Source organism: Facklamia sp. P12955 (assembly GCF_050409565.1).
Classification (GTDB): Bacteria; Bacillota; Bacilli; order Lactobacillales; family Aerococcaceae; genus Facklamia.
In genome coordinates, this window is record NZ_JBNUPF010000024.1 from 23153 (window position 1) to 35074 (window position 11922).

An 11922-nucleotide genomic window follows, 5' to 3' on the forward strand; every position below is an offset into this window, starting at 1 on the left:
TTTAATTTATTTACGACTTTTAACTTTTTTCAAGGCCTTACGCAATTGACGCTCTTTTTCTTTTTCATGAGCAATGCGTTCTTGGCGTTCTTTAATCATTTTATATGGATTGTTAAAAATTAAAATAATAATTACAGTAATTAAATTCGATATAAACCAATAAAGTGAAACTGCACTAGGTAAAGCAAAAGATATAGAGAAAATCATAATTGGCATAGTTATCATCATAATTTTCATTGAAACATTTTGTTGAGGATTTGCTTTACTACTTAGGTAAGTAGATAAAAATGTGAATAGAGCCGCTAAAAGAGGGAAAATAAAGTAAGGGTCTGGTTGTCCTAAATCAACCCAAAGAAACTGTCCTTGTCTTATAAGCTCTGTTCGCGAAATCACTTGATACAAGGCCATCAAAATTGGTAATTGAATTAAAGTTGGTAAGCAACCTGCGAATTGATTAACTCCTTTTTCATCAAACAATTCTTGTTGCTCAGCTTGAAGTAATTCCATTGAGTGACGATCTTTATGAGGGTACTTAGCTTTAATGGCTTCAATTTCCGGTTGTAACTCCATTATTTTATTTTGAGATTTCATCTGCATTAATGTCAAAGGGGTTAGCAAAAGACGAATTAAAAGGGTTAAACTAATAATACCTAAACCAAAATTATGACCCATTAAACCACTTAGCCAAACAATAAATTGAGAGAAGGGATAGAGAACAAATTGATCCAAAAGATTTGATGAATCGTTAGTAATCGGTTCATTAATATTTGCACAAGCAGATAATACCACTACAATAGCTAATAGCAGTGAAAGTTTTAAAATTTTATTTACTTTTTTATTGCTCATTACGACCTCCAGATTTTTCTAGTTTAAATAATGGTTGGATAATTTTAGCTTTCTTCATAACGTGAATAATCGATTTCTTTATTTGCTTTAAATCCTTATCACAAATATCCTTACGAGCAATCAATAGAAAATCAACTTCAGGAATAACCATATCTTCCACCTCATGCAAGGCTTGTCTTAAATAGCGTTTTATTTGATTTCTAAAAACTGCATTACCTAACTTTTTACTTACTGACAAACCGACACGAAAATGTTTTTGACCTGGTTTTGAATAGGTATAAATAACCAGTTGACGGTTTGCTGTAGAGTTTCCTTGATGAAAGACTCTTTGAAAATCCTTATCACTTTTTACTCGATATTCTTTTTTCATTAGACTATCACTCCGATGTTTTAGAGTCCTCATAATATTATATCAAAAATAAGAATAATTGGAATCTCTCTCTTTATTTTATAAAAAAAAGGCCTCACTTGGAAGCCTCAAAATTATGCAGTTAACTTTTTGCGTCCTTTTAAGCGGCGCTTGCTTAATACACGACGTCCATTTTTTGTTGACATGCGTTTACGAAAACCGTGTTCTTTACTACGTTGACGTTTTTTAGGTTGGTATGTTCTCTTAGTCATGCAATACACCTCCTTGTTGCTAAATATAAACAATACTAGAATAGTTTATAAGAATGACTCCTTTAAAGTCAAGTGTTTTTTAATATTCTATTAAATATCTCAATCGATGTAAAATCTTAACAATTGTCAACAACTTATCCACAGTTTTTAAACAAACCCTAAAAAAATAAACTTCTTTTAACAAACTAGAGGATAAAATTATCCACATTTTCTAAGCTTGTCAATAAATATTATTTTATCCACAAACTCTGTTGAAAACATTATTTAAACCTTTAAGAAAGTTGATGACATAGGAATTGTTATTTTTTTCTTTTGCACAAATCTACTTAATGTTTACTAAACTATTTTTTTATCCACACATTTAATTAACATGTGGATAACTTAAATGTGAGTATGTGGATAGAGCTTTTTACACATTCTCAACTTGTGGAAAACTCTAAATATGATACAATAATCTTAACTATATTAACTTATTCGAGGTGAAATGAATGGATGAAAAAGATCTTTTTTGGCAAGGAGTTCAAGATTATTTAAAAGAAATCCTGTCCACTTCTTCCTATCGATCCTGGGTTGAACCTTCAATCCCTACTCGAATTGGTAATCAATCAATTACGATTGCAGTTCCTAATCCGATGACTAAAAAATATTGGGAAAATCATTTGGTAAACTATATATTGCAATATAGTCGTGAACGATATGGTATTGAATATGAACCTCAATTTATAATTTATCAAAGCAAGCAAAATGAACCCATGCTTTCGAAATCGATTGATAAGCAAGGAGAGACAGATAGTCTTCCAAGCTTTTCTGACTCAAAATTAAATCCTTCTTATACCTTTGAAAACTTTGTGATTGGTGAAGATAATAAAATGGCTGCAGGAGCTGCCCTGGCAGTGAGTGATGGTCCAGGAAAAACTTACAATCCCTTTTTAATTTATGGTGGTGTAGGTTTAGGAAAAACTCATTTAATGCAAGCTATAGGTAACGATATCCTACGTAAAAACCCTTCTACTAAAATTAAATATGCAACCAGTGAATCTTTTGTTAATGATTTTATTACCAGTATTCAAAACGGTTCTCAAAAAAAATTTAGGGAAATGTATCGTGAAATAGATGTCTTATTGATCGATGATATTCAATTTTTATCGAAAAAAGATGCCACACAAGAAGAATTTTTCCATACCTTTAACGAACTTTATAATAATAATAAACAAATTATTTTAACTTCAGACCGTTTACCAAATAATATTGATAATCTCGAGGAAAGGCTTATTTCACGATTCAAATGGGGATTATCAACCGACATTACCCCTCCTGATTTGGAAACTCGTATCGCTATCCTTAGAAAAAAGGCTGCAAATAATCGATTGGATATTGATTCTGAAACTCTCACATATATCGCTAATAATGTAGATACAAACATACGTGAATTAGAAGGAGCTTTAATGAGAGTTTTTGCCTATGCAGCTATAGAGGGCAAAGAAATTACAAGTCATTTAGCTGCAGAAGCTCTCTCTTCTATTTTTGGAGAGCAAAAAGAAAAGGTAATTGATGCCGAATCTATCATTTCTACTTGTAGTCAATTTTATAAAATATCCACTGAACAAATTAAAGGAAAGAAAAGGAATAAAGAAATCGTTACTGCTCGTCAAATTGCTATGTATCTTACACGTGAATTAACAGAACTATCTTTTCCTAAAATTGGTGAAGCTTTCGGTAATAAAAACCATACAACGGTTATCCATGCTTATGAAAAAATCTCTGAAGATCTTAAAAGTAATACTACCCTCAAACATGAAATTGCAACAATCAAACAGATGTTAGAATAAAGAATGTGGATAAGTCTACTGTAAAAAATCATCTTTACACATAGTCATCAACAATGCTAAAGCCTAGTTTGTAGAACTCTTTATCACTTATACACTCTATCAACAAGCCCTACTATTATTACTTAGATATATAATAATTATTTATAAAGGAGAAAATTATGAAATTTACAATTAACCGATCTGCTTTTACTCAACAAATAAATAATGTTCAAAGAGCTATTCCTTCTAAAACAACCATTAACATTCTATATGGAATTAAATTATCTTTAGATAGTAATGGAATGACTTTAATAGGTAGTGATGCTGATATATCTATCGAAAGTCATATTGCAGTTGATGAACCCTTAGCTAATTTACAAATTGAAGAAACAGGTCAAATTGTATTACCTGCACGTTTATTAAATGAAATCATTAAAAAATTACCACAAGATGAGGTAATAGTGAGTGTAGATGATCAATTTAAAGCAACTATTCAATCTGGTAATGCAAAATTTCAAATTGTTGGTATTGATGGAAATGAGTATCCTCGTTTGCCTATTATTGACCTAGATCATCAAATTCAACTTCCAACACTTACTTTTAAAAATATGATTCATCAGACTATTTTTGCAGCTTCTAATCAAGAATCACGTCCAATTTTAACAGGACTTCACTTAATGCTAGAAAAAGATTACTTAGTGGGAGTGGCAACAGATAGCCATCGTTTAAGCCAAAGAGAAATTCCTTTAAAATTAACTGAGAATTCGCATCATTTAGAAGCAATCACTGTTCCTAAAAAAACAATGATTGAATTGGCTAGAATAGTTCCTGATAATGCTGATTTAATGATGACTATATCGAATCAACAAATTATTTTTACTTTCGAAAACATAACAATTTATTCACGCTTACTGGAGGGTAATTACCCTGCTACTGATCGGTTAATTCCTAATTCATCTGAAACAGAAATCGTCTTAAATGCGGCTGATTTTCTGCAAGCAATTGAACGGGCCTCTTTAATGTCACATGAAGGAAAAAATAATATTGTCCAATTAGATATTCAAACAGACCATATCGAGTTATTTGTAAAAGGAAATGAAATAGGGAATGTGGCAGAAGAAATTCAATTTGTTTCCTCAAATGGTGAAGAGCTTCAGATTTCATTCAACCCTGACTATATGAAAGAAGCTTTAAGATCTTTTGGCGATATAGAAATTACCATTCAATTTAATTCAGCAGTTCGTCCAATGCTTATAACACCAAGTGTAAAGAGTGAATTACCCCACAACGATTTACTGCAATTATTAACACCAGTTCGTACACATTAAAACTTTTTAGCGGGTCTAATAAACGACCTGCTTATTTTTTGCCATTATTTAGCATTTAAGCCTAATTTAACTTAAATAAGCTTTTTATACTCTGAAGGTCAAATTTATTTAAAATGGCATTTTTTCGCCAAAAATTTGAGATTTAAGCTATTTAGTAGTATAATGAATCTAATAAATTACTAATGAGGTGGCCAAATGGAACATAAAAAAGTCAAAATAGATAGTGACCATGTAACACTCGGCCAATTATTAAAAATAGTAGATTTAATATCCAGTGGTGGAATGGCTAAATGGTACTTAGGTGAATTTACTGTCTATTTAAATGGCGAATCAGAAAATCGACGAGGAAAAAAATTATATCCTGGAGACCGTGTGGAGTTTGTTCAGGATGAATTAATAGTAGATGTCGTAGATCAATAAGATAGCTTATGAAAATAAAAGAATTAAATTTAACCAATTTTAGGAACTATAAAGAGCTTTCGATTGATTTTCATGACGGTCTAACTATTTTAGCTGGTGAAAATGCCCAAGGAAAAACTAACATCCTTGAGGCCATTTTTTTGTTGTCTTTGGCTAAGAGTCATCGAACCAATCATGATCAAGAAATGATTAGTTGGGAAGAAGATTATGCAAAGATAGTCGGCCAAATAACCACTAAAAACTCTCAATTTCCTTTAGAAATCATATTAAATGATAAGGGTAAGATTGCTAAATACAATCACCTCGATCAAAAGAGACTTTCTCAATTTATAGGTAAATTAAATGTTATCCTCTTTTCTCCTGAAGACATGCAATTAGTTAAGGGGTCTCCAAGTCTAAGAAGAAAGTTTTTAGATACAGAACTCGGTCAAACCCATCCCATCTACCTACAAAATTTATTAGAATATCATCGCTTACTTAAACAAAGAAATGCTTATTTAAAGCAAGCGCATGAAAAACATACTTATGATCCAGTTTATTTAGACATCTTAACTGATCAGCTAATTGATGCAGGAAGCCAAGTAATTAAATATCGTTTGCAATTTGTTAAAAATTTAGAAGCAATGGCTCACCCGATTCATTATGAACTTTCTAATGAAAGAGATAGCTTATCAATGGTCTATAAGTCTTCCTCTTCTAAACTTGATTATGAGAAGATTGATTTAATTAAAGATCAAATGAGTGAATTGTTCAAATTGTCTATTCAAAGGGAAATCCATCAAGGAGCTACCATATATGGACCTCATCGAGACGATTTAATTTTTAATATTAATGGAAATTCAGCTCAGCAATTTGCCTCACAAGGCCAACAACGAACAGTTGTTCTTAGTTTAAAGTTAGCTGAATTGGATTTATTTTATACAATTGATCAAGATTATCCAGTTCTTTTATTAGATGATGTTCTGTCCGAGTTAGATGATCATCGTCAATTTATTTTGATGAGTAAAATCGAAGGGAAAGTTCAAACAATTTTAACCACAGCTAGTATTGAAAATATTCATATTCAAGAGCTAAAAAATTCTTCAATAAGACATATAAGTAAAGGTAAAGTTCAATAGGAGGATACAAATGGCAGAAAATAACGACAAGAAAAATGTAACTCAACCCCAATATGATGCTGAACAAATCCAAGTATTAGAAGGATTGGAAGCTGTCCGTAAACGACCAGGAATGTATATTGGATCTACTGCGAGTACTGGATTACATCATTTAGTTTGGGAAATTGTTGATAATTCTATTGATGAAGCTTTAGCTGGCTATTGTAGTCAAATTGAAGTAGTCATAGAAGCGAATGGTTCTATTTCGGTAACAGATGATGGTCGTGGAATCCCGATCGATATTCAATCTAAAACAGGCAGACCTGCTGTTGAAACGGTTTACACCGTTTTGCATGCGGGTGGCAAGTTTGGTGGTGGCGGTTATAAAGTTTCAGGTGGTCTCCATGGTGTAGGAGCCTCTGTTGTGAATGCTTTATCAAGCGAACTATCGGTGGAGGTTTCACGTAATGGAAAAGTTCATCAAATTAAGTTTGAAAGAGGAGCTATTGTATCTGAGTTAAAGGTGGTTGGAGAAGCAACGGAAACAGGTACTAAAGTTAATTTTGTACCGGATCCGTCAATCTTTACCGAAACAACGGATTTTAAGTATGAAATATTAAATGAGCGTATCCATGAGCTAGCTTTCTTAAATAAAGGTTTACGCATTTCTTTACAAGATCGACGGATGGATCGCGAAGCTGATGATAGTTATTTATTTGATGGTGGAATTAAATCATACGTTTCTTATCTTAATGAAGACAAGGGATTAATTTTTGATGAACCTATCTATATTGAAGGTGAACAAGATGGTATTGCTGTTGAAATCGCTCTACAATATACAGATGCTTACCAATTAAATTTACTGTCTTTTGCTAATAATATTCACACTTATGAAGGAGGAACACATGAATCAGGTTTTAAAACAGCTTTAACACGGGTTATTAATGACTATGGTCGTAAAAATAACTTACTTAAAGATGGTGATGATAACTTATCTGGAGAGGATACTCGTGAAGGTCTGACAGCTGTTATTTCGGTTAAACATCCAGATCCTCAATTTGAAGGTCAAACTAAGACAAAATTAGGGAATTCTGAAGTACGAACTGTAACAGATCGCCTTTTCTCTCAACATTTTGAAACATTTTTATTGGAAAATCCTAAAGTTGCACGTTTGATTTTAGATAAAGGAATTCTAGCTTCAAAAGCACGAATGGCTGCCAAGCGAGCTAGGGAGATGACCCGTCGTAAATCCGGTTTAGAAATCGCAAACTTACCTGGTAAATTAGCGGATTGTTCTTCTAAAGACGCAGAAAAATGCGAACTATTTATTGTCGAGGGAGATTCAGCAGGTGGTTCGGCTAAACAAGGCCGTTCAAGAATGTATCAGGCTATTTTACCAATTAGAGGGAAAATCTTAAATGTTGAAAAGGCCTCAATGGAGCGTATATTGAGTAACATTGAAATTCGCTCGCTATTTACTGCCATGGGCACTGGTTTTGGAGCAGAATTTGATGTGAGCAAAGCCCGTTATCATAAACTAATCATTATGACCGATGCAGATGTCGATGGTGCGCATATTCGTACGTTATTATTAACGCTTATTTTCCGCTATATGCGTCCTTTGATTGATGCAGGCTATGTTTATATTGCACTTCCGCCACTCTATAAATTAAAAGTTGGTAAAAAAGAGATTTATTTAGATACACATGAGCAATTACTCCAATGGGAAAAAGAAAATCCAAATACTAAGTATTCATTACAAAGGTATAAAGGTCTTGGAGAAATGAATGAAGATCAACTTTGGGAAACAACGATGAATCCTGAAAATCGTCGGATGCAGCGAGTGACTGTTGATGATGCAGTAGAAGCGGATGCAGTGATGTCTATGTTGATGGGAGAAGAAGTAGAACCTCGTCGTGTCTTTATTGAAACAAATGCAGTCTATGTACGTAACTTGGATGTATAGAATTACCCTTGAAAGGAGTTAGTCATGACGGAAGATCATTTTGATGTTAGCAAACAATCTTTTGAAGAAATCAATTTACCTGATGAAATGCGTAATTCATTTTTGGACTATGCTATGTCAGTAATTGTCGCAAGAGCCCTACCAGATGTTCGTGATGGATTAAAACCTGTTCATCGTCGTATTCTATATGGTATGAATGAATTAGGTGTTACACCTGATAAACCACATAAGAAGTCAGCCAGAATTGTTGGGGATGTTATGGGTAAGTATCACCCTCACGGTGACTCTGCAATCTATGAAGCCATGGTAAGGATGGCGCAACCCTTCTCCTACCGCCAAATGTTAGTTGATGGCCACGGTAACTTTGGTTCAGTCGATGGTGATGGTGCAGCTGCAATGCGATATACTGAAGCTAGAATGGCTAAAATCACTCTAGAAATGTTAAGAGATATTAATAAAGATACAATTGATTTCCAAGAAAATTATTCTCAAGAAGAAAAAGAACCGGTTGTATTACCAAGTCGTTTCCCTAACCTTTTAGTTAATGGAGTTTCTGGTATTGCAGTTGGTATGACAACTAATATACCACCGCATAATTTAGAAGAAGTCATTGACGCTTTACAAATTCTTATGCGTAATCCAGAAGCGACTGTGGATGAATTGATGGAAGCTTTACCGGGTCCTGATTTTCCTACTGGTGGAATTATTGTTGGAAAATCAGGTATTCGCCAAGCTTATCGGACAGGTAAAGGAAAAATCACAATTCGCGGTAAAGTTGAAATTGAATACTTTGGTAATAATCAAGACCGTGAGCGAATTATTATTAAAGAATTACCTTATGGTGTAAATAAAGCTAAATTAGTTGAAAGAATTGCTGAATTGGGTCGTGATAAGCGAATTGATGGTATCTCCTATATTGCTGATGAGTCTGGTCGTGAAGGTATGCGGATTGTAGTTGAAGCACGTCGAGACGCTTCTGCTCATGTTATTCTAAATAACTTATATAAACATACTCCTTTACAGACTAACTTTGGTATTAATATGCTAGCGATTGATTTCGGAGTTCCTAAAATACTAAATTTAAAAGAAATTCTTGAAAAATATTTAGCCCATCAAGTTGAAGTGATTACGCGACGGACTAAATTTGAAAAAGGAAAAGCAGAAGATCGGGCTCACATCTTACAAGGTCTACAAAAAGCCTTAGATGTCATTGATGAGATTATTGCTATTATTCGTTCTTCCCACGATTCAGAAACAGCTAAGCAAGAATTGATTAATCGTTTTGAATTTTCGCAAATTCAAGCACAATCTATTTTAGATATGCGATTGGTTCGCTTAACTGGATTAGAACGAGAAAAAATCGATGCCGAGCTAAAAGATTTACAAGAATTGATTGTTCGCTTGACTGAAATACTTTCTTCTCAAGAAAGAATTTATGAAATTATTCATGATGAATTAAGAGAAATACTTAAGAAATATAATGATCCAAGAAGAACTGAAATCAAATTGGGTGAAATTCAGTCTCTTGAAGATGAAGATTTAATTGATGAGGAAGATATTTTGATTGCTTTAACCACTTCTGGTTATATTAAGCGTATGACTGAAGATGAGTTCCGTGTTCAAAATCGAGGTGGTAGAGGGGTTAAAGGAATGGGAGTGAGTGACGAGGATTCCATTCAAAGCTTAGTTTCTGCCTCCACCCATGATACCCTCCTCTTTTTCACTAATTTTGGTAAGGTTTATCGCGCTAAGGGTTACGATATACCTCAATATGGAAGAACTTCGAAGGGCTTACCTATTATTAACCTCTTAAACTTAGATAAAGAAGAGTATGTAAGAGATATAGTTAATATTCGTAGAGAAGCTGATGATGAAGACACTCATCTCTTGTTTGTTACTAAAAATGGGACCGTTAAGCGTACTTTAGTAAGTGAATACTATAACATTCGTACCAATGGTTTAATTGCTATTAAATTAAGAGAAAATGATCAGTTAGTGAATGTATTAATTACTGATGGACAAAAAAATATTATCATTGGTTCTAATAATGGTTATGCCGTTAGCTTTAATGAAAATGATGTCCGTGATATGGGTCGGACAGCCTCAGGTGTCAGAGGTATGAGACTCCGTTCAGGAGATTATGTTATTGGTGCTGCTATTTTAGATGATGATAAGCAAGTTCTTGTAGTGACAGAAAATGGTTACAGTAAGCGAACTGAATCTAACCAATATGCTATTAAAAACCGAGGCGGTAAAGGTGTAAAAACATCTAATATCTCTCAAAAGAGTGGTAAATTAGCTGGTTTAGTCACTGTTGATGGTGATGAAGATTTACTAATCATGACCAATGAAGGAGTCGTTATTCGTGTTCATATCGATTCGATTTCAACCGCTTCAAGAGATACCTTGGGAGTTAAGGTTATTCGATTAGATGATGATTCTATCGTTGATAAAATTGTTGTCATTGAAAAAAATGAAGAAAATACAGAAGAAGATATGTCGGAATCTGATAATTCAATAGAAAATTCAGAGGAATAGAAAAATTAGATTGATTTCTTAAAAATAGAGTGATAAAATTATTAAATGTGAGTTAATAGCTTAATAGCTTAACTCCTTGCTCTATGGAGCCATTAGACCAAAAGGAGGTGCAGTCATGAGTCAACCAACTAAATATGAAATCCTTTATATTATTCGTCCAGATATGACCGACGAAGCAAAGAAAGAATTAATTGCTCGTTTCGATCAAATCTTAGTCGATCAAGGATCAGAAGTTGTCGAATCAAAAGACTGGGCTAAGAAACGTTTAGCATACGAGATCAACGATTATCGTGAAGGTGTTTACCACTTAATTACTTTAACCGCTGATGATGCTAAAGGGATCAACGAGTTCGATCGTCTAGCACGAATCAACCGTGATATCTTACGCCATATGATTACAAAAGTAGAAGAATAATCACTATGTTTCACGTGAAACACTTGTAGGAGGAAAATTATGAATACCGTACAATTAGTTGGGCGTTTAACCAAGGAAATTGATTTACGCTATACTTCTTCAGGAACTCCAGTTGGAAGTTTTACACTAGCTGTAAATCGCAGTTTTACCAATCAACAAGGTGAGCGTGAAGCAGATTTTATTAATTGTGTGATTTGGCGTAAAGCTGCTGAGAATTTAGCTAACTTTACCCGTAAAGGTTCTCAAATTGGAGTCGAAGGTCGTATCCAAACAAGAAGTTATGATAATCAACAAGGACAGAGAGTATATGTTACTGAAGTTGTTGTAAGTAACTTTCACTTATTAGAACCAAAATCAGTGACTGAACAACGTCCAGTTTCCGATGGTAATCAATCATACAAACAACCAAATCAAACGAATCAGTTTAAAGCTCAACCAAATCAAACGAATAGTAATGATTTTAGTTTTAATCAAGACTTCAGTCAAAATAGTAATCCATTTGGTGACAGTCAGAAGGTGGATATTTCTGAAGATGATCTACCATTTTAGAATAATGTAGAGGAGGAAAATGCATGGCACAACGTCGTGGAGGAAGACGCAGAAAAAAAGTTTGTCATTTCTGCGCTAATCATATCGATTATATTGATTACAAAGATACAGATCTTTTAAAAAGATTTATTTCAGAAAAAGGCAAAATTTTACCTCGTCGTGTAACAGGTACTTGCGCAAAGCATCAACGTACATTGACTAATGCAATTAAACGCGCACGGATTATGGCTTTATTACCATTTACCGTTCAAGAATAATATTTTACCACCCTTTGGGTGGTTCAGACTGAAGACAAACCCTTTGTGAGTTAATCTCAAATAAAGGGGTTGTCTTT

General features: G+C 33.6%; 12 protein-coding genes. 9 read left to right on the top strand and 3 right to left on the bottom strand.

Features of this window, described 5'->3' with window-relative positions:
- Positions 1-6: 6 nt before the first annotated feature.
- From yidC to rpmH, 3 genes are all read right to left on the bottom strand, one after another.
- Positions 7-846: a membrane protein insertase YidC gene (yidC, locus tag ACQV2G_RS07380; RefSeq protein ID WP_428875077.1), complete on the bottom strand. Its 840-nt coding sequence runs from the start codon at positions 844-846 to the stop codon at positions 7-9.
- On the bottom strand, positions 836-1216 hold the full coding sequence (rnpA, locus tag ACQV2G_RS07385; RefSeq protein ID WP_428873042.1) for a ribonuclease P protein component: 381 nt from the start codon (positions 1214-1216) through the stop codon (positions 836-838). The genes yidC and rnpA overlap by 11 nt, the downstream gene beginning before the upstream one ends.
- 113 nt (positions 1217-1329) lie before the next feature.
- Positions 1330-1467 (bottom strand): 50S ribosomal protein L34, encoded by a 138-nt coding sequence (rpmH, locus tag ACQV2G_RS07390; RefSeq protein WP_258436956.1) that lies wholly within the window; start codon positions 1465-1467, stop codon positions 1330-1332.
- 488 nt (positions 1468-1955) lie between these two features.
- Here rpmH and dnaA point away from each other — a divergent pair, with 488 nt between their 5' ends.
- The 9 genes from dnaA to rpsR all read left to right on the top strand — a co-directional run bounded on the left by dnaA (position 1956) and on the right by rpsR (position 11845).
- Positions 1956-3296: a chromosomal replication initiator protein DnaA gene (gene dnaA / locus ACQV2G_RS07395; protein WP_428873043.1), complete on the top strand. Its 1341-nt coding sequence runs from the start codon at positions 1956-1958 to the stop codon at positions 3294-3296.
- 158 nt (positions 3297-3454) lie between these two features.
- Positions 3455-4603, top strand: coding sequence for a DNA polymerase III subunit beta (dnaN, locus tag ACQV2G_RS07400; RefSeq protein WP_428875076.1), 1149 nt, complete (start codon positions 3455-3457; stop codon positions 4601-4603).
- Between the two features lie 195 nt (positions 4604-4798).
- Positions 4799-5023: a S4 domain-containing protein YaaA gene (gene yaaA, locus ACQV2G_RS07405; RefSeq protein ID WP_428873045.1), complete on the top strand. Its 225-nt coding sequence runs from the start codon at positions 4799-4801 to the stop codon at positions 5021-5023.
- A gap of 8 nt (positions 5024-5031) precedes the next feature.
- On the top strand, positions 5032-6141 hold the full coding sequence (gene recF / locus ACQV2G_RS07410; RefSeq protein ID WP_428876491.1) for a DNA replication/repair protein RecF: 1110 nt from the start codon (positions 5032-5034) through the stop codon (positions 6139-6141).
- Between the two features lie 10 nt (positions 6142-6151).
- Positions 6152-8086, top strand: a complete 1935-nt coding sequence (gene gyrB / locus ACQV2G_RS07415; RefSeq protein ID WP_428873047.1) for a DNA topoisomerase (ATP-hydrolyzing) subunit B — start codon at positions 6152-6154, stop codon at positions 8084-8086.
- Positions 8087-8110: 24 nt separating this feature from the next.
- Complete coding sequence (gene gyrA, locus ACQV2G_RS07420) at positions 8111-10624, top strand: DNA gyrase subunit A (RefSeq protein ID WP_428876492.1); 2514 nt, start codon at positions 8111-8113, stop codon at positions 10622-10624.
- Positions 10625-10739: 115 nt separating this feature from the next.
- Positions 10740-11039, top strand: coding sequence for a 30S ribosomal protein S6 (gene rpsF / locus ACQV2G_RS07425; protein ID WP_428875074.1), 300 nt, complete (start codon positions 10740-10742; stop codon positions 11037-11039).
- Between the two features lie 36 nt (positions 11040-11075).
- A complete protein-coding gene (gene ssb / locus ACQV2G_RS07430; RefSeq protein ID WP_428873160.1) occupies positions 11076-11588 on the top strand; it encodes a single-stranded DNA-binding protein in 513 nt (170 codons plus the stop codon).
- 23 nt (positions 11589-11611) lie between these two features.
- A complete protein-coding gene (gene rpsR / locus ACQV2G_RS07435; protein WP_428873050.1) occupies positions 11612-11845 on the top strand; it encodes a 30S ribosomal protein S18 in 234 nt (77 codons plus the stop codon).
- Positions 11846-11922 lie beyond the last annotated feature (77 nt).

Coding starts and splice junctions, on each gene's coding strand:
- yidC (WP_428875077.1), bottom strand. CDS start 846: ATGAGCAATAAAAAAGTAAATAAAATTTTAAAACTTTCACTGCTATTA.
- rnpA (WP_428873042.1), bottom strand. CDS start 1,216: ATGAAAAAAGAATATCGAGTAAAAAGTGATAAGGATTTTCAAAGAGTC.
- rpmH (WP_258436956.1), bottom strand. CDS start 1,467: ATGACTAAGAGAACATACCAACCTAAAAAACGTCAACGTAGTAAAGAA.
- dnaA (WP_428873043.1), top strand. CDS start 1,956: ATGGATGAAAAAGATCTTTTTTGGCAAGGAGTTCAAGATTATTTAAAA.
- dnaN (WP_428875076.1), top strand. CDS start 3,455: ATGAAATTTACAATTAACCGATCTGCTTTTACTCAACAAATAAATAAT.
- yaaA (WP_428873045.1), top strand. CDS start 4,799: ATGGAACATAAAAAAGTCAAAATAGATAGTGACCATGTAACACTCGGC.
- recF (WP_428876491.1), top strand. CDS start 5,032: ATGAAAATAAAAGAATTAAATTTAACCAATTTTAGGAACTATAAAGAG.
- gyrB (WP_428873047.1), top strand. CDS start 6,152: ATGGCAGAAAATAACGACAAGAAAAATGTAACTCAACCCCAATATGAT.
- gyrA (WP_428876492.1), top strand. CDS start 8,111: ATGACGGAAGATCATTTTGATGTTAGCAAACAATCTTTTGAAGAAATC.
- rpsF (WP_428875074.1), top strand. CDS start 10,740: ATGAGTCAACCAACTAAATATGAAATCCTTTATATTATTCGTCCAGAT.
- rpsR (WP_428873050.1), top strand. CDS start 11,612: ATGGCACAACGTCGTGGAGGAAGACGCAGAAAAAAAGTTTGTCATTTC.